The organism is Flavobacterium macrobrachii, from assembly GCF_014486675.1.
Taxonomy (GTDB): Bacteria; Bacteroidota; Bacteroidia; order Flavobacteriales; family Flavobacteriaceae; genus Flavobacterium; species Flavobacterium macrobrachii.
The window spans coordinates 39,392-62,946 of record NZ_JACTAC010000009.1 but is presented as its reverse complement, the minus strand read 5'-3'; the positions used below and the strand labels follow the sequence as shown (position 1 = coordinate 62,946).

The following is a 23,555-nucleotide window of genomic DNA, read 5'->3' as shown; positions in this document are numbered from 1 at the left end:
AACAAATGGATTAACAAAAAAGTTGAATGGTGCTGAAGTACAATTTCCTACAGTTTCAATAGCAACAATAGAATGATTACCTGCTGTTAAATTGTTAAATACTGGTGATGATTGAGGAATGGCTCCATCCAAAGAATAAGCAAAATTACTTCCAATAGGATTAGTTACAGTAATAACATTTCCTCCACAATTTTCTACGATATTAATAGCTATAACAACTTGCGGAACAATCGTTACCACTACAGGTTGAATAGTAGAACAGCTTCCATTAGTCAATCGGATATAGTACGTTCCACTACTAGTTACTGCATTGGGATTATTCAAAACAGTAGTTCCTGCTGCATTGGTCCAATAAGACAATGTTCCTGTAGAACTTCCCGCTGTAACCGAAGCTAATGTCAAATCTACTGTTGATGGTGAACAAACCGCTGGTGGATTTGTGATTACCAAAGTAGTACTTGGATTAATCGTCACAACTACAGGTTGAATAGTAGAACAGCTTCCATTAGTCAATCGGATATAGTACGTTCCGCTACTAGTTACTGCATTTGGATTATTCAAAACAGTAGTTCCTGCTGCATTGGTCCAATAAGACAATGTTCCTATAGAACTTCCCGCTGTAACCGAAGCTAATGTCAAATCTATTGTTGATGGTGAACAAACCGCTGGTGGATTTGTGATTACCAAAGTAGAACTTGGATTAATAGTCACTACTACAGGTTGAATAGTAGAACAGCTTCCATTAGTAAATCTAATATAATACGTTCCGCTACTTGTAACTGCATTTGGATTATTCAAAATAGTAGTTCCTGCTGCATTAGTCCAATAAGACAATGTTCCTATAGAACTTCCCGCTGTAACCGAAGCTAATGTCAAATCTATTGTTGATGGCGAACAAACCGCTGGTGGATTTGTGATTACCAAAGTAGAACTTGGATTAATCGACACAACTACAGGCTGAATAGTGGAACAACTTCCATTAGTCAATCGGATATAGTACGTTCCACTACTTGTTACCGCATTGGGATTATTCAAAACAGTAGTTCCTGCTGCATTGGTCCAATAAGACAATGTTCCTGCAGAACTTCCCGCTGTAACCGAAGCTAATGTCAAATCTACTGTTGATGGTGAACAAACCGCTGGTGGATTTGTGATTACCAAAGTAGAACTTGGATTAATAGTCACTACTACAGGTTGAATAGTAGAACAGCTTCCATTAGTCAATCTAATATAATACGTTCCGCTACTTGTAACTGCATTTGGATTATTCAAAATAGTAGTTCCTGCTGCATTAGTCCAATAAGACAATGTTCCTGTAGAACTTCCCGCTGTAACCGAAGCTAATGTCAAATCTACTGTTGATGGTGAACAAACCGCTGGTGGATTTGTGATTACCAAAGTAGAACTTGGATTAATAGTCACTACTACAGGTTGAATAGTAGAACAGCTTCCATTAGTCAATCGGATATAGTACGTTCCACTACTAGTTACCGCATTGGGATTATTCAAAACAGTGGTTCCTGCTGCATTGGTCCAATAAGACAATGTTCCTGCAGAACTTCCCGCTGTAACCGAAGCTAATGTCAAATCTACTGTTGATGGTGAACAAACCGCTGGTGGATTTGTGATTACCAACGTTGGTGTCGAAGTAACAACAATTGTCATTGAAGTTCTTGATGCACACTGCTCAGGATTTGGTGTAAAAACGTAGGTACCAGTATTCATATTATCAACAACAGCTGGCGACCAAGTACCTGTTTTATTATTTAAAGAAGTTAAAGGTAAGTTAGGTATAGTCTGTCCAGCACAATATGGTCCTAATTGAGTAAAAGTAGGTACTGTTGTAGATGCTGTTAATGAAGCACCGCAAACGCCATTCCAGGTTAAAGAGAAAGTAACCGTTTGTCCTGGTGCAACTCCTGGAACAGAAAAATTAGAAGGTGAAACATGAGTTCCTGTTACAGGTGTTCCACCATCAATAGAGTACGAATAGGTAAAATTAGTTTGCCCTATATTATTAAAATCAAAATTTACACTCGTTGGAGTTGAGTTCGTGGGATTACAAAATAATTGTGGTGCTTGAGTAGGCGGAGTATTACTAACTGTTACAACTATGGCTACTCTGGGGCTTTCACATCCTCCAATAGTTTGACTTACATAGTAGGTTGTTGTTCCAACATTAGTAGTTGAAGGTGTTGGTGCCGTGCTCGAAGCAGTACCACCAGTAGAATTTGTTCCATACCAATTCAAAGTTCCACCTGTTGATGCTGCAGCAGTTAATGGTGAAGCTGTTGCATTTTGACAATAAGTTAATGGTGTTACTGTTGGTGTTATCGAACTTCCAATATTTATACTTACAGAAGAACTTATTGAAACATTACACACATTTGTAGCAGTTAAAGTCAATGTGATAGTCCCTGTGGCTGTAGAAGGAACAGTAAAATTCGAATTAAGAGCTATTGGTGTACTAAATGTTCCTCCAGAGTCTGAAGTCCATTGCAAAGACTGATATCCTTGCGCTGATCCAGTCAAATTAACAACTGAACCCGGACTAACACACGATGTTGGAGAAGCTGTAGCATTTACCGTAAAAGGCGGAACTGGAGCAGTACATCCTTCGTTTACATAAGTTGGAACTCCCGAAGGACTAAAATTAACTGCGGCGCCATCTTGCTCTGCTAATGTACCTCCTGAAACACCAAAAATATTAACCAAATTACTTCTTTCATAAGTTACAGTATCCGAACAAGTTCCTCCAAAAGAAATAGATAACGATCGGGTTCCTGGAGTTGGATTATAATTCCCAAAATGACCTCCAGTTACTGAATTATTATTTTGAAAAATAATATATAAAGTACTGGTTAACGAATTAAAAGAATTATAGTTTATCGTAAAATTTTGACTGGTAACAAGTAAAACAGTTGAATTAGCCGGTAAAACTCCACCGGTAGGTTCTAAAACCTGACCACAATTTCCCGCTGCAATAATAGAAGCATTTATGGAAGCTACTTTTGTTGCAGTTGTTGCATTTTGTACAACTCCTGTCCATGCATTTGATGGCCAATTAACACTCAAATTAGAAACATTTAAAGGGTTTGGTCCTACTCTAAACCTAACCATTTCATTAAAACCTTCATCATTTGAAGGGGAAGTTGCAGAACATGCATCAACCAAAATAGTTTGAATATCAACGCACTGTGCGTTTACATTTCTAACAAAAATTAAAAGTAATAATGTTAGTAAATACTTTGAAGTAAATTTAATTCTCATGAAATCCAATTATTTAGTGCTTTTTCTTCTATCGCGTTCTGCTTTCAACAAATTTAGTTCTCTGCTTGTTTGTCCAGCAACTGAAGTATTTTCTTCGGCACGACGAATTAAGTAAGGCATAACATCGCGAACTGGTCCAAAGGGTAAATATTTGGCAACATTATAACCGTTCTGAGCAAGATTATAACTGATGTTATCGCTCATTCCATATAATTGTCCAAACCAAATTCGATTGTCATTTTTTGCAATATTCATTTTATGCATCAAATCCATGAGTTTATACGAACTTTCCTCATTGTGTGTTCCAGCAAAAATGGACATTTTTTCTAGGTTTTCCATCATATAAATTACGGTTGCATCATAATTTATATCCGTTGCTTCTTTTGAGGCACAAATTGGTGTTGGATAACCTTTTTCTTCCGCACGCTTATTTTCTTTTTCCATATAAGCACCGCGAACCAATTTCATTCCAATATGGAAATTTTCTGCTTTTGCTATATTGTGAAGTCTTTTCAAATAATCCAATCGATCCCAACGATACAATTGCAACGTATTGAAAACAATAGCTTTATCTTTATTGTATTTTCGCATCATATCGGTTACCAAATCATCTGCTGCATCTTGCATCCAACTCTCTTCGCCGTCAATTAATAATGCTACATCTTTTTCGTGAGCTGTTTTACAAACAATATCAAATCGTTCTACAACTCTATTCCATTCTACTAGTTCTTCGGGAGTTAATGGTTGTTTTTCTCCTACTTTTTCATAAAGATAAAAACGACCAAAACCTGTTGGTTTAAAAACTGCAAAAGGAATGGCAAGTCGTTCTTTGGCAAACTCTATAGTCTTTAAAGTCATTTCCAAAGCAGCGTCAAACTGTTCTTCTTCTTCTTTTCCTTCCACCGAATAATCCAAAACAGAAGAAACGCCTTTGGTAAACATTTTATCTACAACTGTTAAGCAATCATCTTCAGTCGTTCCGCCACAAAAATGGTCAAAAACCGTAGCTCTAATCAATCCTTCAACTGGTAAATGTGCTTTTAAAGCAAAATTAGTAACCGCAGTTCCAATTCGAACAAGCGGTTCGTTGGCAATCATTTTAAATAAAAAATAAGCTCTATCTAATTCAGTATCCGTTTTAAGTGCAAAAGCAACTTCTGTATTATTAAAAATTTTAGTCATTTAGATTAAATATTGATACTGCAAATATAGTAGAGATTTGGCTTTACTTTTTATGATTTTAACCACAAATCCCTATACTTTTTGTTTTTATCATAATCTGTTGACTGTTTGTTAATATTAAAATAACGATTTCCTCTTGGATCGTTTCCAACTCCAGCTAAATAAGCCCAATTTCCCCAGTTGCTACAAACATCATAATCAATAAGTTGTTGTTCAAAATGAGCCGCACCAAATCGCCAATCAAGTTTCAAATCGTTGCACAAATAACTGGCAACATTTTGTCGACCACGATTGCTCATAAATCCAGTTAATTTCAATTCTTTCATATTAGCATCAACAAAATCTACTCCGGTTTTGCCATCAATCCATTCTTGTAATTGGTGTGTGTTGTGTTTATTAACTATTATTCCTTTATCTTGAATTCCAGATTGTTGAAAAAATTTAGAATTGTATTTTTTCATCATAAATCTAAAATAATCACGCCATAACAATTCAAAAACCAACCAATAAGTCGACTCGTTGGCTTCAAATTGGGTTTCATATTTTTTGAGTTCATCATAAATAAATCTAGGCGAGATACAACCCAAAGCAAGCCATGCCGAAAACTTTGACGAATAATTGGCACCAACCAATCCGTTTCTTGTTTCTTTATATTCTGAAATGCATTTGGTTTCAAAAAAATAATGATTTAATCGAGCAATTGCCTTTGTTTCGCCACCTTTGAATTGTAAAACAGCTCTTGAATCTATTGGTTCAAAATTTAATCCCAACTCTTTTAAAGTCGGTAATTGTAACGGTTCGATTTCTGGTGATTTTATTTCTTTTGGCGCATCAAATGCAGCTCTGATAATAGCATCTTTTTCTGTTTTTTTTCTGAAATTTGTAAAAACATCGGGTATATCTTTTATTGAAAACGGTAAATCTTCTGCATGATATAAAGTACTTGTACTAAAAATTTTAAGTTCGCATTTTAGCTTAAATAATTCTTCCTGAACTTTGGCTTCGGTTTGCTTTTCTTCATACGAAACTTCCTTTTTGGCAAATACTTTTGTAGCTTTATATTGCTGAACAATTTTTGGAATTTCAACTTCGGGTCTTCCTTTTATAATCAATAAACCAGAACCTTTTGCTCTCAAATTTCTATCTAAATCTATAAGCGATTCTAATAAAAATTGTGCTCTAAAACTTCCTGTTTTTTTAAATCCAAATTCAGTGGTAACAAAATTTGATTCGTCAAAACAATACACCGGAATTATTTCATCACTTTGTGAAATAGCTTTGATAAGTGTTTCATTATCATGTAATCGTAAATCAGTTTTAAACCAAACTATTGATGTTTTCATATTTTTACTTTTTTTTCCTGTAAGGTTTTAAAAACCTTGTAGGTTTGATATTTATTTAGAATACCTACAAGGTCATAAAGACCTTGCAGGATTTACAATTCATTTATATTTTTCAAATAAAAATCGGCTTGTTGCAACAACGCTGTTTTGTCTTCAGGTTTCATTTTCCGCCAAACATTGTACATCATTCCGATTCGTGGATTTTTGCCTAATTTCTTTTCATTTCTATCATAAAAATTCCAATACAAGCTGTTAAAAGGACATGCTTTTTCGCCTGTTTTTACAGCTTTTTTATAAAAACAACTTCCACAATAATGGCTCATTTTATCGATATAGGAAGCCGAACTTACATAAGGTTTTGTTGCTACAATTCCGCCATCGGCAAATTGGCTCATGCCGCGAGTATTGGTAATTTCAACCCATTCAAAAGCATCAATATAAATTCCCAAATACCAAGCATCAACTTCATCTGGATGAATTCCAGCTAAAAGAGCAAAATTTCCAGTTATCATTAATCGTTGAATGTGATGTGCATAAGCGTAATTTAAAGATTGAGTAATCGCATCTTTCAAGCAATTCATTTTGGTTTTTCCTGTCCAAAACCAATTGGGTAATTTTTCTTGATTGTTGAAAAAATTGAGCTTAGCAAATTCGGGCATTTTGTTCCAATAAATACCTCGCATGTACTCACGCCAACCAATTATTTGTCGCACAAAACCTTCTAATTGATTGAATTCTATTTCACTTGGACGTTTTTTCCATTCTTCAATACATCGATCTATAACTTCTTGCGGCGAAATCATTTTTACATTCATCGAAAATGAAATTCTAGAATGATACAATGACCATTGGTTTGGTGACATTGCATCTTGATAACTTCCAAATAGTGGCAAACATTCGGTAGCAAAAAAATCTAAAAGTTGTAATGATTGCTCTCTGTTTATTGGCCAAACAAAGTTTTTAGAATCAATAGTTCCAATAGTTTTTACATCGGTTTTTGCTAATTCATCATAAATATTTGAAACATCATTATTGAAAACTAATGGCGAAGTTGATTTGTGATTTTTGGGTAATTTTTTTCTATTTTCTCCATCATAATTCCATTGACCTGTTAATGGTTTATCACCTTCCATCAAAATATTGTGTTTCTTTCGCATCGCACGATAAAAACTTTCCATTAGATAGATTTTCTTGCCTTCAAAGAAATCTCCAAGTTCGCTTCGAGTAGTAAAAAAATGCTCAGAATCTACAACAGAACTCGAAATTAAAATCGATTTACAAAGTTTTTTCAAATCCAAATCTACTCGATATTCATCGGGCAATTGGTATTCAAAATGAGTAAAATTTTGCTTAAAATTAGATTTTGAATATTTTTTTCAAAGGATTCTAAGTTATCATTATCATTTAGATAAACATAGATAACATTATGATTTTTAGACAATAATTCATTTTTAAATTCTTGCATTGCAGCGAAAATTCCAACAACTTTTTGAATATGATGATTAGCATAATCTGTTTCTGAACGAATTTCCATCATCACATAAGTAACCGAATCATCAATAGTTTTAAACCAGGAATGATTACTGTTTAATTGATCGCCGAGAATTAATCGTAAGGTTTTTGACATTTACTTTTTTTTGAACCATTAAGGAATTAAGAAAAATTAAGTTTTAAAAGTCTTAATGGAACTTAATATCTTAATGGTTTTAAATTATTTATTCATTCTGCATTTATCACTACAATACTTGACTTCGTCCCAAACTTTTTCCCATTTTTTGCGCCAAGCAAAAGGCTTTTGGCAAACAACACAGATTTTATTTGGAAGGTTTTGCTTTTTTACTCCTCGCATTTTTTGGTTTATTTGGATTACTAACGTGCTTTTTTAAAATTCTTTTTCCTTCTTCCTTTACGTCATCTTTCTTTCTAAAACTCCACACAATATCGCTTGCTTTTTTTCGAGTTTCATCAATATCTACTATTGGAAACGGATAATCTTTTCCTATTTCGCAGTTGTAAAATTGTTGTTCAATAGCGTTTAATTTCCAAGGTTCATGAATGAGTTCTACTGGAATTTCTTTTAATTCTGGAACCCATTTTTTAATAAAAATTCCATCAGCATCATGATCTTCAGAGTTTTTGATTGGATTGTAAATTCTTATTGTATTAATTCCGGTTGTTCCAGACTGCATTTGTAATTGAGGATAATGAATTCCGGGTTCGTAATCTAAAAATTGTCTTGCTAAAAAATGTAATTCGCGCCAATCTTGCCATAAATTGAAGGTGAAAAACGAAACCACCATAGCTCGCATTCTAAAATTTATGTAACCCGTTTGAACCAAACATCGCATGCATGCATCAACAATTGGAACTCCAGTTTTGCCTTCTTGCCAAGCTTTTATGTAAATTTCATTTTTAGGTTTTATCAAACCATCATAAGCTCTATTTACATTTTCAAATTCCATTCGGCATTCGTCTTCAAATTTTTGTATAAAATGACAATGCCAATGCAAACGAGAAACAAAGTTCAACATCGCTCGTTTGTTGGGCGAAGTTTCATAAAACTGATTGGTATATTGATAAACCATTCTCATACTAATGTTTCCATAAGTAAGATAAGGCGACAAACGGCTGCAACCAGTTCGGCTCAGGTTGGGTTTGGAAATAGACTTGCTATAATTTACATGACGTTCTTTTACAAAACTATCAAGATAACGCCAAGCCCAATATTCGCCACCTTGTTGGAAGTTTTTATTTCGGGTTGTAATCTCTTTTGGAAGTTCTATTCTTTTTAAATTTTGATACAAATTGTCTTCCAAATTTTCAAATTGAAACGAATTTAAATCAATTATTTTGGGTTCGGCACGCATTACTTTTTCCCAACGTTTATCCCATTCGCTTCTTGATTTTAACTTGCGTATCACACCGTGCATTTGAGATTGTTTCCATTGAATTTTATAATAATCAAAAAAGTTTTGCATAGCAATATCTCTATCAAACGTAATTTTATTGCCAATTTCTTGATGCGAAAAAACAGTTTTGATATCAAATATTTTTACCAATTCTTCAAAAACAGAGTGAACTTCGTTATGAAAAAAATAAATTTCAGTTCCAATTGATTTTAATTTAGTTCGCATTTCTTGCAAAGCTTCATAAATAAAACGCCAATGACGTACATCACTGTCTTCATAATTCATTACCGAAGGTTCAAAAAAGTAAATCAATAAAACCGGAATTTCTTCATTTTTAGCCAAATAAAGTGGTTCGTGATCTGTAAAACGTAAATCACGCTTAAACCAAACAATATTTATAGTTTTTTTTGTCAATTTTAAAGTAATGAAGTAATTTCTTTATCGGGTTTTGCGTAGCTTAATCGGTCTAATTGAATGGTTTTGTGGTAACTGTCTAATCCTGAACACGTGATAGTGTTTGCTTTTTCTAAATCAATAAATCCGTCTTCATGTAAACAATTTTCTGGTAAATAAATTTGAACAATTTCCCCAATAATAATTGTGGTGTTGTTGATTGAAATATCAATTTTTTCTTTAAAATCAATTCCTAATTGTAGATGACTCTCTGAAACAAATGGTGCAAAAAAATTATTTTTATATACCGGTTTTAAACCCGTTACATCAAATTCAGAAATATCTTTATCATATCGAGCCGATGTTTGATGTGCTTGTTTGTATAAATTTTCGTTGATATGATTTATTGTATAAAATCCTGTTTCTAAAATATTTCGCATAGTATCACGCTCTGGTGGACTTGGGCGAAAAATCATTCCAATCAATGGCGGATTGGCACCAATGTGAAAAATTGAACTAAAAATAGCAAGATTGGTTTTTTTATTTTCATCTGCTGTTCCTACCAAAGCAACACTTTTAAATCCGCCCAAACTATTGATTAAATGAACACGTTTTTGTTTTTCTAATTGTTCAATTTCTGCTTTATCTATATACATTTATCAAATTATTTTAATACAAAATACGAACCCATTTTTTTTCACTATTCAATTTAAAAGTTCCTATATGCTCTTTGTTCCACTCATTTGGTGCAATTAATGAAAGAACATTTGTTCCATCATTATTAGAATATAAATGATAAATTTCTCCAATTACTGGTTCAAACGAAAATTTTGCGTTATAAACCAATTCATTCCATTTGTATTCAATCATTAAACTTTCATATTGCTCTTTAAGCTCATTAAATTTATTTTCAAATTCCTTATTTACGTTGTTAATTCCTCTGCTTTTCCAAGAAACAACATCATCCATCTTTATAACTGGTGCGCCAACATTGGTTGAATAAGGCAATAAACTTGCATTGTAACCTTTGTCTTCTGAAAAAACAACGTTATCTGGTATTTTACTTTTCATTATATTAACGTTTTGATATTTTATTGTTGGAGATAATTCTTTGCCTATTACATTTAAAACGGTCAATGTTTTCATCACGTTTTGCAACGTGTTTCGTTTTACAATTTTCAACGCGTTCTCGCCACAATTTGTAACTGCTAAACTTTAATTCTTTTTTCATCAACGCTTTTACATCAGCTTCGGATAAACCAAATTGGAACTTTATTGCATCAAATGGAGTTCGATCTTCCCATGCCATTTCAATTATTCTATCAATCTGAATATCAGAAAGATTTTGTTTAATAGTATTTGATATTATTGGTTTCAAAATACAATTTGTTTAACTTTTAATAAAAATAATTAAACAAAATTACATAATTTATCTCAATTTAAAACTTTTTATTGATTAAGTTTTCCAAAAAATTTAATTTCAACTAAATTATAATATACTTTTGTTCGAAATAATTATTTTAATGAAATCAATTGAAGCAAATGGATACACAGTTTTTTTTAACAAAAATGGATACACTTCTTTAAACCATTATATTACCCAAAAAAACTATTCCACTATTTTTATAATTTCGGATACCAATTCTAATGAAAAATGCCTTCCAAAGTTTCTTCCATTGCTTGAAACAGACAAAAGTATTGAGATCATAGAAATCGAATCTGGCGAAACTGAGAAAAATATTGCAACTTGTGTTGAAATATGGACTATTTTAACTGAACTTGGTGCTGATAGAAAATCGCTTTTACTCAATATTGGCGGTGGCGTCATCACAGATATTGGCGGATTTATTGCTTCTACTTTTAAAAGAGGAATTGATTTTATAAATATTCCAACAACTCTTTTAGCGATGGTTGATGCCTCAATTGGTGGAAAAAACGGTGTGGATTTAGGCAACTTAAAAAATCAAATTGGCGTTATCAATGTGCCAAAAATGGTTGTTATCGATACTGATTTTTTAACAACTTTACCACAAAACGAAATGCGGTCTGGTTTGGCAGAAATGCTGAAACACGGATTGATTTTTGATAAAAATTATTGGAACGAATTCAAAGATTTAAGTCAAAAAGATTTTGCTGATTTTGACCAATTAATTCATCGTTCGGTGGAAATAAAAAACGAAATCGTACTACAAGATCCAACCGAAAACGGTATTAGAAAAGCATTAAATTTTGGACATACACTTGGACATGCAATAGAAAGCTATTTTCTTGAAAATGAAAACAAGAAAACATTGTTACATGGTGAAGCAATTGCGATTGGAATGATTTTGGAAAGTTTTATTTCTTGGAAAAAACAACTTCTTTCTGAAGACGAATTTAATGAAATTAAATCAACCTTAAATTCAATTTTTGAAATCATCCATTTTGAAGAAAACGACCTTCAACCGATACTAGATTTACTCATTCATGATAAGAAAAATGAAAATGGTGAAATTCAATTTGCTTTACTAGATGGAATTGGAAAAACACGCTTTAATCAAAAATCTGACAATGAATTAATTACACAAGCATTTGAAAACTATAAAAGTTAATATTTTTTTCATCTAAATTGTTGTATTTCGAATTAATTATTTTTTACATTTGCCCTAATGAAAAAATCGGTTAAGACTTCTGATTACAGTAACTACAGCAAGGAAATTAAACTTAATTTCAACACTTATACTACACATTTTTTTAGTTTAAAAAATGTAATAGGTTCACTTTGTTCAGAAATTGAGTTTCTATTCCAAGAAAAATTACCTATTATTTATGCTAACATTAGAGTTTGAATGATGGATTATTTTGTTTTTTTAAAATATCATAATCCTTTATAAATTTCAAATAACACTAATGAATACTAAATATTTCGACCTTATCAACCAAACTTACTATTTTCCACAAGAAGAGTTTACTTTAAACAAAGATAGTGCGTTACTATTTCATAACATCGATTTAATGAAACTGGTTGAACAATATGGAACGCCATTAAAATTCACTTACTTACCTCAAATTTCCAATAACATAAAAAAAGCCAAAAATTGGTTTAGAAATGCTATGGAAAAAAATGCTTATGAAGGTAAATACTATTATTGTTATTGCACAAAAAGTTCTCATTTTGAATATGTTATGAATGAAGCTTTCAAAAACAATATTCATGTAGAAACATCATCAGCATTTGACATCAACATTGTTGAAAATTTACTAGAAAATGGTAAAATCAACAAAAGCACATACATTATTTGTAACGGTTTCAAAAGAGATCAATACATTACTAATATTGCTCGATTGATTAACAATGGTCATAAAAATACTATTCCGATAATTGATAATTATGAAGAGTTAGATTTACTTCAAGCGGAGATTAAAGGTAAATTCAAAATCGGAATTAGAATTGCTGCCGAAGAAGAACCAAAATTTGAGTTTTATACCTCTCGATTGGGAATAGGTTACAAAAATATTTTAGCTTTTTATAAAAAACAAATTCAGGAAAATGATAACTTGGAGTTAAAAATGCTTCACTTTTTTATCAATACTGGAATTAACGATACGGCTTACTATTGGAACGAGTTGGTAAAATGTATTAAAGTTTACATTCAACTTAAAAAAGAATGTCCTTCACTTGATGGTTTAAATATTGGTGGCGGATTTCCAATCAAAAATTCTTTAGCATTCGAATACGATTACCAATACATGATTGATGAAATCATCAATCAAATAAAAATTGCTTGTGAAGAAGCCGAAGTTGATGTTCCAAATATTTTTACCGAATTTGGTTCGTTTACCGTAGGTGAATCGGGTGGCGCAATTTATCAAGTTTTATATCAAAAACAACAAAATGATAGAGAAGCTTGGAACATGATTGACAGTTCATTTATCACTACTTTACCTGATACATGGGCAATTAACAAACGATTTATCTTGCTTGCTATTAATAGGTGGAATGATACGTATGAACGCGTTTTATTGGGCGGAATGACTTGTGATAGTGATGATTATTACAATTCTGAACAAAATATGAATGCTATTTATCTGCCAAAATACAACAAAGAAAAACCTTTATACATTGGATTTTTCAATACTGGTGCTTATCAAGAAACTATAGGTGGATATGGTGGTTTACATCACTGTTTAATTCCACAACCAAAACATATTTTGATAGATAGAGACAAAAACGGAATTATAGCAACAGAAGTTTTCTCTGAGCAACAAACTGCCGAAGATGTATTGAAAATATTAGGTTACGGCAAAAAATAGTTCCATAAAAGAGTGTTATTTTTAACAGAATTAAATTATAAAAACTGTTTGCGGTTATAGAAAAAAAGTTTTTCTTTGAGCCATAAACTAAAAACATCCGAAGCAAATCCAATGAATTGGAATACAACGGAATAAAAAAAAAGAAGATGAGTAAAGGACCAATTAGTCAGTTTATAGAAAAAAATTACCTTCATTTCAATGCTGCGGCTTTAGTTGATGCTGCAAAAGGATATGAAGAACATTTGCTTGACAACGGAAAAATGATGATTACATTGGCTGGAGCAATGAGTACAGCCGAACTTGGAAAATCATTAGCCGAAATGATACGTCAAGACAAAGTGCATATTATTTCGTGTACTGGAGCAAATTTGGAAGAAGATATCATGAACCTTGTTGCTCATAATTCTTATAAAAGAGTTCCAAATTACAGAGATTTATCGCCACAAGAAGAATGGGATTTATTGGAAAACCACTATAATAGAGTTACCGATACTTGTATTCCAGAAGAAGAAGCTTTCCGTAGATTGCAATCACATTTATATGACATTTGGAACAATGCCGATTCAAAAGGAGAACGTTATTTTCCACATGAATTTATGTACCAAATGATTAATTCAGGCGTTTTACAACAATACTACGAAATCGATCCAAAAGATTCATGGATGGTTGCAGCAGCCGAAAAAAATCTACCAATTGTAGTTCCAGGATGGGAAGACAGCACAATGGGAAATATTTTTGCTTCCTATTGTATCAAAGGTACTTTCAAACCTACTACAACGAAAAGCGGAATTGAATACATGATGTGGTTAGCTGATTGGTACACAAACAATTGCGAAGGAAAAGGGATTGGTTTCTTCCAAATTGGTGGTGGAATTGCAGGTGATTTCCCAATTTGTGTCGTTCCAATGCTTTACCAAGATATGGAAATGCACGATGTTCCGTTTTGGAGTTATTTTTGCCAGATTTCCGATTCAACCACAAGTTATGGTTCTTATTCTGGAGCAGTTCCAAATGAGAAAATCACTTGGGGAAAACTAGATATTACAACACCCAAATTTATTGTAGAATCTGATGCAACAATCGTTGCACCATTGATTTTTGCATACATACTAGATTTATAAAAGATTTTTTTATGAGAAGAATTATTGTAGATTATGCTAAACTAACTGGTGATATTTTAAACCTATTAGTAGAAAAATTTCCTGAAGGATATGACGATTCAGATATTATTCGTTTTAGAAATGCCCAAAACGAGTTGATCGAAGCTGTTGAAGTTAGAACCGAAGACACTATTTATTTAGTGAAAGTAAGTACTAAATTGGCTAGCCGAATGGAGAAATTTGACGAAGAAGATGATCTTGATTCAGTAATCGAACCAATTGAACCAATTAAAGGTTTAGACGATGATGATTTGGCTTCTGATGATGACGATGTAGAGGTTGATCCGTTAAAAGACAAAGGCGGTTCTGACGACGACGATGATGATTTTACTGATAGCGACAACTTTGACGATGAAGACGACGAAGAATAAACGTTAAAATTCCAATATTTTAAGTCCCAAATTCCGATTGATAATTTACTCGGAATTTGGGATTTTTGTTTTATAAAACCTTTAAGTTTTGGATTTTTTTAATTGGAATTTTGTAGAAGATATCTTTCCTCAAAAACCTTTTGATGATGATTTTGATGACCAATAATAGTAAATCCCAAAGCACGAACTGACATTGGGTTATTTGACGCAATTCCTTTACATAGCAATTGTTCTTCCGAAAATGATTTAAACAAAGTCAAACTAGCTTGTCGAACAACCAACAATTCGGTTAACAAATCCTGAATGCTTCTTTGATTGGCATTGGCTTCGTCCACATAACTATTTTCGTCAAAACCTGGCAATTCGGTTTTATCGTTTCGAGCAAAACGCAAAGCTCTGTAAGCAAAAATTCGCTCGGAATCAATTAGATGCAACAATATATCTTTAATTGTCCATTTTCCTTCCGCATAGCGATAATCAAACTTGTCCATAGGTATTTCACGAACAAATTTCACCAATCGATGTACCGAAATTTCAAGTTCTTCAACCAAAGTATATTCATCTGAAACTTGTGCTAAATAATTAGCGTAAAACTGACCGTATTCGTCAGATTTTAATTGGAATATTTTCATAAATTTATTTTTTTAAGCCGAATTTCTACTCGCATTGGTATTCCCAAATAGCGAACGCGTTACTAATTTTTCATAAACTTCATTCAACGGTGCGTTATTTCCATTGCGGATTTGGGATAAAGCATACTGCTGAATTGTCAATAAAGGACGAACAATTTGTTCTCTCATGATAATGGAAGCTTTTCCGTCGGGATAGTTTTCCATTAATTCTTGATGACCAGCAATTTTGAGTAATAATCGTTTGGTTTCTAGGAATTCATCGTAAATAATTTGCCAAAAATCACCAAAAACAGCATCATCTTTCATGTAAGAAGTCAATGGAAAAAATGATTTTGCCAACGACATCATACTGTTTTCCAGCAATGTTTTAAAAAAAAGTGAGTTATCATACAACGACTGTACTTTTTCCCATTGATTGGTTTCCTCAAAATGTTTTAATGCCGTTCCAACGCCAAAAAATCCGGGAACATTCTGTTTTAATTGGCTCCACGAACCCACAAAAGGAATAGCTCGCAAATCGGCAAAGTCCAATTTATCATCTGCATTTCGCTTTGAAGGACGACTTCCAATATTGGTTTTTGAGTAATATTTCAGCGTACTCATTTGCTCCAAATAAGGCAAAAACTTCGGATGATTTTTAAAATTACTATATTTTTGGTAACCAATAGTTGCCAATTCATCGATTAAACTTTTATCCGAAGTCGATAAATTATTTTCATCTTTATTAAAAATTTGATTGGTAACGCCAGCACTTAAAAGATTTTCCAAATTGTGTCGGCACGAATCCAATGTTCCAAAATTAGAACTAATCGTTTGCCCTTGAACCGTTAACTGAATTTCTTGATTTTCAATGGTTGAACCTAGTGAAGCGTAAAATTTATGTGTTTTTCCACCACCACGAGCTGGCGGTCCGCCGCGACCATCAAAGAAAATTACTTTTATTCCATATTTTTTTGAAATTTCGGTAATGGTTTCTTTGGCTTTAAAAATACTCCAATTTGCCATCAAATATCCGCCATCTTTTGTTCCATCCGAAAAACCTAACATCACGGTTTGTTTGTCTTTTCGTTGTTTTAAATGACTTCGATAGCTTTTATTGGTGTATAATTGTTCCAAAACCAAGTGTGCTTTTTGTAAATCATCTACCGATTCAAAAAGCGGTACAATATCAACTGAAGGATTTTGCCAACCTGACAGTTTAAACATCGCAAAGGTTTCCATTACGTTCAAAGCACTTTCATTATTACTGATTATGTAACGATTTGCACCAAGCTCGCCATTTTTTTCCTGAATGGTTTTAATTGCTCGAATAGATTCTAAAGTAGAAATTGTTAATTCATCCTGAAAAATAGTTGGTTGCAAATCACAATTTATTTTTTCTAAAACCAAAAACTTTTCGTTTTCATTCAATTCAGAATAATTATTCGGAAAATCACTTTTAGTATTGGTAACAAAATGATTTACAATATTTTTAAAAACTTTGTTGTGAATTTTACTATTTTGGCGAATATCAAGCGATGCAAAATGAAATCCGAAATTATTCACTTTTTGTATCAGCGAATTCACTTTGTCAAGATACAACGATTGATGATGATTAATGATAATTTCACGGATTTTGAACAACTGATTTTTAAGCTCATCAATCGTGATAAAAATTTCGCCTTGAGAATAAAAAACGGAGCGATACAACTTATTTTCCAGTTCAAAAACCAAAGTATCAACACCATTAAATGTCAATTTTCTTCTTAAACTTCTGATTTCAAAATAGTAACATTTCAAAATAGAAGTTCGAAGTCTTTCGGCAACTTTTAATGTAATTTCAGTTGTCACAAACGGATTTCCATCTCTATCACCGCCAGGCCAAAATCCTAGACTAATGATTGAATTGTCTATAATTTTATTGTCGTAAATATTTTTTTGTAAATATTGCATCATTTCGCCAACGGTTTTATAAAACACGTTTTCGAGATACCAAATCAGGCTGACAGCTTCATCAAAAGGCGTTGGCTTTTCTTTTTTGATGAAAGGTGTTTTTCCTAATTGAGCTAAAAGTTGTTTTATTTTAATCAAATCGTTTTGACGAACAGCTTCGGTTAAATCGGTTATAATTCCAAGAACTGAACCTGGATAAAATTGTGTTGGATGAGCTGTTAAAACGGTTCGAACTTTAAAATCTTCTAGGAATGAAATTAGTTCTTCGCGTTTATTTTTGGCTTCGGTTTTTTCTTTTACATCTCGAAGCGAACCTCGACCTTCCATATTATTCACCACAGGAAAAGCGGCATCTTCAATTGCATCAAAAAGTACAATTTGTCGTTCTACATATTGTATAAAACGAAACATGAGATTGATTTTTTCTTCTTCGGAAGCATTGTCCAAATATTTTTCGGCAAAAAAATCTACTATTTGCTTTGGTGTCCAATTATTCTTGAAACCGTTATCGCAAACTTCTGCAAACAACGGTAGCAAAACTCCTGTATTATCAATGGCATCAAAAGGCAACGTGATAAAAACACTATTATAAATGTGGTATTTAGACAATACATTTTGATTGAAACGCTCGATTTTTGGTAAGGTATACATGGAAAATAATTTTGGCTTAAATTACTAAAAAAATCAATGCTTTAAATAATGGAGCAAAAAAAACTCCCAAACTTTCGTTTAGGAGTTCACTTATTTAGTTATACATTTTTTTTCTCAGTTCTTGAACTTTATCATCTTCAAGATATTCGTCAAATGTCATGTATCGGTCGATAACGCCATTTGGAGTGATTTCTAAAACTCTGTTGGCAACGGTTTGTGCAAATTCGTGGTCGTGAGTAGTAAACAAAACCGAACCTTTAAAGTTTTTCAACGTATTGTTGAAAGCCGTAATGGATTCCAAATCTAAGTGATTGGTTGGTTCATCAAGCATTAAAACATTGGCACGCATCATCATCATTCGAGATAACATACAACGTACTTTTTCTCCACCAGAAAGAACGGTACATTTTTTCAAAGCTTCTTCTCCTGAGAAAATCATTTTTCCTAAAAATCCACGAATATAAACTTCATCGCGTTCTTCTTCAGTTTTTGCCCATTGACGTAACCAATCTACCAAATTCAAGCTTCCGTCTTGAAAAAATTCGTGATTTTCATTTGGCAAATACGATTGAGTAGTAGTGATTCCCCAATCAAAAGTTCCTTCATCGGCTTTGATTTTTCCATTTAAAATTTCATAGAAAGCAGTTGTTGCACGAGAGTCTTTGGAAAAAACGACAACTTTATCGCCTTTTGCCATATTCAAATCTACATTTTTAAACAATACTTCACCATCAACTGATGCTGCTAGGTTTTGAACATGAAGAATTTGATCTCCAGCTTCTCTTTCTACATCAAAAATAATGGCTGGATATCTTCTACTTGACGGTTTAATTTCGTCAAGATTTAATTTTTCAATCATTTTTTTACGAGAAGTAGCTTGCTTTGATTTTGCCACATTCGCACTAAAACGACGAATAAACTCTTCCAATTCTGCTTTTTTCTCTTCGGCTTTCTTATTTTGTTGTGCTTTTTGACGAGCTGCTAGCTGACTAGATTCGTACCAAAAAGTATAGTTTCCAGAATAATGATTTATTTTTCCAAAATCAATATCAGAAATATGAGTACAAACCGAGTCTAAAAAGTGTCTGTCGTGAGAAACTACAATTACTGTGTTTTCATAATTTGCTAAGAAATTTTCTAACCAAGTGATGGTTTCAAAATCCAAATCATTCGTTGGCTCATCCATTACCAAAACATCCGGATTTCCAAAAAGTGCTTGAGCCAAAAGTACACGAACTTTCATTTTTCCTTCCATTTCACTCATTGAAGTGTAATGAAAATCGGGAGAAATTCCAAGGTTTGATAACATTGCGCCAGCTTCTGATTCAGCATTCCAACCGTTCATTTCTTCAAACTGAACTTGCAACTCACCTATTCTATCGGCATTTTTATCATCATAATCGGCATACAAAGCATCCATTTCAGTTTTTACGGCATACAGGACTTTGTTCCCCATCATTACTGTTTCCAAAACGGTATGCTCGTCAAACATGTTGTGATTTTGATTTAAAACCGACATACGTTTACCTGGTTCAAGAATAACTCGTCCCGAAGTTGGATCAATATCACCAGCAAGAATTTTAAGAAATGTAGATTTACCAGCACCATTTGCACCAATAACTCCATAACAATTGCCTTGCGTAAAGGTTGTATTTACTTCGTCGAATAAAATTCTTTTGCCGAATTGTACCGATAAATTAGAAACTGTAAGCATGAAATATATTTTATTAAATTTTGTGCAAAAGTACACATTAGTGATTAGTTTTTAGTGATTAGTGATTAGTTTTTTTAGGTTAATTTGTGACTTAAGCTGTATAACTTTAACTAATGCTTAACAGTAAAATCCATTTGGTCTAGATATTTTTGTTTACTTGAATCTATTGGAATGAAAATCAATTTTCTAAAAAAATATTTGTGTTTTACCACTATACTAGCGAGTTTAATTTCTTGTAACAGTAACAAAGAAGCTGAATTCGTTGCTTATTTTGGTGGTGAAATCATTAATCCAAATAATCCTTATGTGCTTTTTTGTAAAGACAACGAAGTGATTGATTCTATTAAATTGGATAATAATAATCGTTTCTTTATAAAATTTGATTCGTTAGCTCCAGGATTATACAGCTTTAAACATGAACCTGAATATCAATATGTTTTTTTTGATAAAAACGATAGCATTATGGTTCGTGTAAATTCAAGAGATTTTGACAACTCAATTGCGTTTTGTGGTCGTGGTGATTTAAAAAATAACTTCTTGATTGATTTATTTTTGAAAAATGAAAAAGATCGTAACAATATGTTTGACGTTTTTGGCTATGATTTGAATACGTTTACGCAAACAATTGATGCTTCAAATAAAAAAATTCAAACTTTTTACACCAATAAAAAAAATGAAATCAAATGGAGCGATGAATTTGATGTTATTGCTAAAGCTGCAGTTGATTTTAATTATTATTCAAAAAAAGAATTGTATCCAATGATCCACAAAATCAGAACAGGAAATGATGTTTATGAAACCATTCCAACTGATTTCTATAGTTTTAGAAAAAATATCGATTTCAATTCTGAAACGCTTTCAAGTTATTCTCCTTTTGTAATGTATTTATCGCACATGCTTAACAACATGGGCGGAATAAATTATCATAATCATTTTACCGAAGCAGATTTGGCATTAAAAACCAATATTAACAAACTGAACATTGCCGATACATTAATCAAGAATGAAAAACTAAAAAATGTTATTTTGAATAATATTGCTTTCACTTATTTGCTGGAAGATCAGAATATGGTTTATAATCAAGAATTTTTGAAAACTTATCATAAATTTTCTACCGATAAAAGCCATAAAAACGAGATCAGTAAAATTGGTAATGCGATTCAATCGCTAAAAGTTGGCAACACATTACCTGAAGTAGAATTAGTCGATAATACCGGTAAAATTGTTTCTTCAAATACTATAATCAACAAAAATACCGTAATTTTCTTTTGGACTTCCAGAGCAAAATCTCACCTTGAAGCAGTTCACAAAAAAATTGTTATCCTAAAAAAACAATATACCGATTATCATTTCATTGGAATTAATTTGAATGATTCTCAAGAACAATGGAAAAAAATTCTTTCCACATATCGTTTTAATAATGTTACTGAATTGCACGCGCCAAATTTTGAAGACATCAAATACAAATGGGCTATTAATAAAATTCACCGAACTATTATTTTAGATAAAAATGGTAAAATAAAAAATGCATTTACCAATATATTTGATTCACAATTTGAAGAAAATTTATAATAAAATCATCTTACTTTTATAAATAATAAAAACGGCTTTCAAAAATTGAAAGCCGTTTTTATTTTAAAATATCTTATTTTGAATTATTGATTTCCTTTAGCGTAATCAGCCAAAAACTGAGCTAATCCAATATCAGTTAATGGATGTTTTAATAATCCAAGAATTGATGATAATGGTCCAGTCATAACGTCAGCACCAATTTTAGCACAATTTACAACATGCATTGTGTGACGAACTGAAGCGGCAAGAATTTGAGTTTCATATCCATAATTGTCATAAATCTGACGAATTTCTTCAATCAAAGCCAAACCATCCGTTGAAATATCATCCAAACGACCAATGAACGGTGAAACAAAAGTTGCTCCAGCTTTTGCAGCTAATATTGCTTGACCAGCAGAAAACACCAAAGTAACGTTGGTTTTAATTCCTTTATCAGAGAAATATTTACATGCTTTTACACCTTCTTTTGTCATTGGTAATTTTACCACAATTTGCTCGTGTAATTCGGCTAATTCTTCACCTTCTTTAATCATTCCGTCATAATCGGTAGCGATAACCTCAGCGCTAACTTCGCCATCAACAATGTTACAGATGTCAACATAATGTTTTAAAATGTTATTTTTTCCGGTAATTCCTTCTTTAGCCATCAACGAAGGATTTGTTGTTACGCCATCCAATACACCAAGTGATTGTGCTTCTTTAATGTCGTTCAAATTGGCTGTGTCAATAAAAAATTTCATAGTTGTATTTGTATAAAAGTTGTGTTTACGTTTTTAACGGTGCAAAATTACGAAATCCATTTCAAAAGTCAATTACAATGTCAAAATTCAATTTCAATCTCAAAAATCAACTTTAATTACAAAAATCAATATTTGTGTTTTCAATTTTTAAATTTGAAGTTGATTTTTGATATTGTTATAACTTGTAATGGTTCATCAGCATTTTTTCATAAATTCTATCGGGTAAAACACGCTTTAGAACAATGGAAAACTTTTGCATAAAAGCACCAACTTTATAATGCAGTTTTGGATTTTTATCATTGATAATTTGATAAATTGCCATCGCCATTTCATCTGGATTACTTCCGCTGTCAACGTGTTCGTTCATTTGTTGTAGCGTATTTCCATAAGGTTTTTCATAAGCCGAACCTTGAATAACTGGTGCATGATAACGTCCAGAAGCAATATTGGTTGCAAAATCGCCTGGCGCAACATTAACTATGTTTACACCAAAGTTTTTCACTTCCATACTAATGGCTTCGGTGATGATTTCGAGTGCGCCTTTTGATGCCGAATAAACGCCGCGATAAGGCAAACCCATATAACCCGCAATGGAAGTAATATTGATTATCAAACCTGAATTTTGCTCACGCATTTGTGGCAAAACCGCTTTGATAACTTCTATTGGCCCAAAGAAATTGGTTTCAAAATTATTTTTGATTTCTTCTGATGAAATTTCTTCAATTGGTCCAGTAATTCCAACTCCAGCATTGTTTATCACTACATCAATTCGCTTTGAAATTGAAGTTACTTTTTCTACCGCATTAACGATACTTTCTGTATTTCGAACATCTAATGCTATCAATGGAAATAACGAATTGGTTATTTTTTCAGGATTTCTACTCGTTCCATAAACTGTAAAACCTTTGTGAAACAAAAATTCCCCAATAGCTTTTCCTATTCCTGATGAACCGCCTGTAATTAAAACTACTTTACTCATAAAAATTGTGTCATATCTTGTGCAAATTGGAACGAATATCCATTATTATCAAAAATGGCAAACTCTCTCATTCCCCATTCAAAAGTTTCAATCTCACTACAAACTTCGGCTTTATCTTTAATCGAATACCAAAGTTCGTCTATATTATCAACCATGATATAAAATGTTCCCGAAAAACCTGGTTGTCCAAACGGTTCGTTACCTTCTGGAGTTGCTACTACAATTTCGCATTCATCTCTAAACAAATGTATCCATGGGTTGTTTTTATTAGTTTCATCAAAGGAAAAACCTAAGATATTACAATAGAATTCAACAGTTTTGTCGAATTCATTTGTCCAAATTATAGGCAGAATGGGTTGAAATTTCATAGAAAAAAATTTGTGCGTAAAGATAACTTAGTAACCGAAACGAAAG

Annotated in this window: 19 protein-coding genes and 1 pseudogene; 5 read left to right on the top strand and 15 right to left on the bottom strand. The window is 32.4% G+C overall.

Annotated elements, in window-relative coordinates; translation table 11 throughout:
• The 9 genes and pseudogenes from IAI56_RS03915 to IAI56_RS03875 all read right to left on the bottom strand — a co-directional run.
• Positions 1-3,270: beta strand repeat-containing protein (locus IAI56_RS03915; RefSeq protein WP_187656629.1), on the bottom strand; the 3,270-nt coding region annotated here is incomplete at its 3' end.
• A 9-nt stretch (positions 3,271-3,279) separates the two neighbouring features.
• On the bottom strand, positions 3,280-4,452 hold the full coding sequence (locus tag IAI56_RS03910) for a proline dehydrogenase family protein (RefSeq protein WP_187656628.1): 1,173 nt from the start codon (positions 4,450-4,452) through the stop codon (positions 3,280-3,282).
• 50 nt (positions 4,453-4,502) lie between these two features.
• The gene (locus tag IAI56_RS03905; protein ID WP_187656627.1) at positions 4,503-5,795 is read right to left on the bottom strand and encodes a DASH family cryptochrome; all 1,293 of its coding nucleotides are present in this window, start codon (positions 5,793-5,795) and stop codon (positions 4,503-4,505) included.
• Positions 5,796-5,887: 92 nt separating this feature from the next.
• Positions 5,888-7,422, bottom strand: a pseudogene (locus IAI56_RS03900) (cryptochrome/photolyase family protein).
• 84 nt (positions 7,423-7,506) lie between these two features.
• Positions 7,507-7,644 (bottom strand): DUF2256 domain-containing protein, encoded by a 138-nt coding sequence (locus tag IAI56_RS03895; protein ID WP_187656626.1) that lies wholly within the window; start codon positions 7,642-7,644, stop codon positions 7,507-7,509.
• Complete coding sequence (locus IAI56_RS03890) at positions 7,610-9,118, bottom strand: cryptochrome/deoxyribodipyrimidine photo-lyase family protein (RefSeq protein ID WP_187656625.1); 1,509 nt, start codon at positions 9,116-9,118, stop codon at positions 7,610-7,612. Before IAI56_RS03890 ends, IAI56_RS03895 begins: the two co-directional genes overlap by 35 nt.
• Before the next feature lie 2 nt (positions 9,119-9,120).
• Positions 9,121-9,753 carry a flavin reductase family protein gene (locus IAI56_RS03885; RefSeq protein WP_187656624.1) on the bottom strand — a complete coding sequence of 211 codons (633 nt, stop codon included), beginning with the start codon at positions 9,751-9,753 and terminating at the stop codon, positions 9,121-9,123.
• A gap of 13 nt (positions 9,754-9,766) precedes the next feature.
• Entirely contained in the window at positions 9,767-10,168 is a 402-nt protein-coding gene (locus tag IAI56_RS03880; protein WP_187656623.1) for a DUF2452 domain-containing protein, read from the bottom strand.
• A 4-nt stretch (positions 10,169-10,172) separates the two neighbouring features.
• On the bottom strand, positions 10,173-10,475 hold the full coding sequence (locus IAI56_RS03875) for a TIGR03643 family protein (protein WP_262896774.1): 303 nt from the start codon (positions 10,473-10,475) through the stop codon (positions 10,173-10,175).
• 145 nt (positions 10,476-10,620) lie between these two features.
• On the opposite strand from IAI56_RS03875, the gene aroB reads away from it, so the two are divergent.
• From aroB to IAI56_RS03855, 4 genes are all read left to right on the top strand, one after another.
• On the top strand, positions 10,621-11,688 hold the full coding sequence (gene aroB / locus IAI56_RS03870) for a 3-dehydroquinate synthase (protein WP_187656622.1): 1,068 nt from the start codon (positions 10,621-10,623) through the stop codon (positions 11,686-11,688).
• Positions 11,689-11,986: 298 nt separating this feature from the next.
• A complete protein-coding gene (locus IAI56_RS03865) occupies positions 11,987-13,390 on the top strand; it encodes a type III PLP-dependent enzyme domain-containing protein (protein ID WP_187656621.1) in 1,404 nt (467 codons plus the stop codon).
• 146 nt (positions 13,391-13,536) lie between these two features.
• Complete coding sequence (locus IAI56_RS03860) at positions 13,537-14,511, top strand: deoxyhypusine synthase family protein (RefSeq protein ID WP_187656620.1); 975 nt, start codon at positions 13,537-13,539, stop codon at positions 14,509-14,511.
• Positions 14,512-14,522: 11 nt separating this feature from the next.
• On the top strand, positions 14,523-14,921 hold the full coding sequence (locus IAI56_RS03855) for a DNA primase (RefSeq protein WP_187656619.1): 399 nt from the start codon (positions 14,523-14,525) through the stop codon (positions 14,919-14,921).
• A 98-nt stretch (positions 14,922-15,019) separates the two neighbouring features.
• On the opposite strand, the gene IAI56_RS03850 is transcribed toward IAI56_RS03855, so the two are convergent.
• The 3 genes from IAI56_RS03850 to IAI56_RS03840 form a co-directional block, all read right to left on the bottom strand.
• The gene (locus IAI56_RS03850; protein WP_187656618.1) at positions 15,020-15,553 is read right to left on the bottom strand and encodes a DinB family protein; all 534 of its coding nucleotides are present in this window, start codon (positions 15,551-15,553) and stop codon (positions 15,020-15,022) included.
• Between the two features lie 12 nt (positions 15,554-15,565).
• Positions 15,566-18,136, bottom strand: a complete 2,571-nt coding sequence (locus tag IAI56_RS03845; protein ID WP_187656617.1) for a phosphoenolpyruvate carboxylase — start codon at positions 18,134-18,136, stop codon at positions 15,566-15,568.
• Between the two features lie 94 nt (positions 18,137-18,230).
• A complete protein-coding gene (locus tag IAI56_RS03840) occupies positions 18,231-19,850 on the bottom strand; it encodes an ABC-F family ATP-binding cassette domain-containing protein (protein WP_187656616.1) in 1,620 nt (539 codons plus the stop codon).
• Between the two features lie 171 nt (positions 19,851-20,021).
• Here IAI56_RS03840 and IAI56_RS03835 point away from each other — a divergent pair, with 171 nt between their 5' ends.
• Positions 20,022-21,422, top strand: a complete 1,401-nt coding sequence (locus tag IAI56_RS03835) for a TlpA family protein disulfide reductase (RefSeq protein ID WP_187656615.1) — start codon at positions 20,022-20,024, stop codon at positions 21,420-21,422.
• A gap of 83 nt (positions 21,423-21,505) precedes the next feature.
• Here the strand turns inward: IAI56_RS03835 and fsa are convergent, their stop codons facing one another.
• The 3 genes from fsa to IAI56_RS03820 all read right to left on the bottom strand — a co-directional run bounded on the left by fsa (position 21,506) and on the right by IAI56_RS03820 (position 23,509).
• The gene (gene fsa / locus IAI56_RS03830) at positions 21,506-22,162 is read right to left on the bottom strand and encodes a fructose-6-phosphate aldolase (protein WP_187656614.1); all 657 of its coding nucleotides are present in this window, start codon (positions 22,160-22,162) and stop codon (positions 21,506-21,508) included.
• 175 nt (positions 22,163-22,337) lie between these two features.
• The gene (locus IAI56_RS03825) at positions 22,338-23,141 is read right to left on the bottom strand and encodes an SDR family oxidoreductase (RefSeq protein ID WP_187656613.1); all 804 of its coding nucleotides are present in this window, start codon (positions 23,139-23,141) and stop codon (positions 22,338-22,340) included.
• Positions 23,138-23,509: a VOC family protein gene (locus IAI56_RS03820; protein WP_187656612.1), complete on the bottom strand. Its 372-nt coding sequence runs from the start codon at positions 23,507-23,509 to the stop codon at positions 23,138-23,140. Before IAI56_RS03820 ends, IAI56_RS03825 begins: the two co-directional genes overlap by 4 nt.
• Positions 23,510-23,555 lie beyond the last annotated feature (46 nt).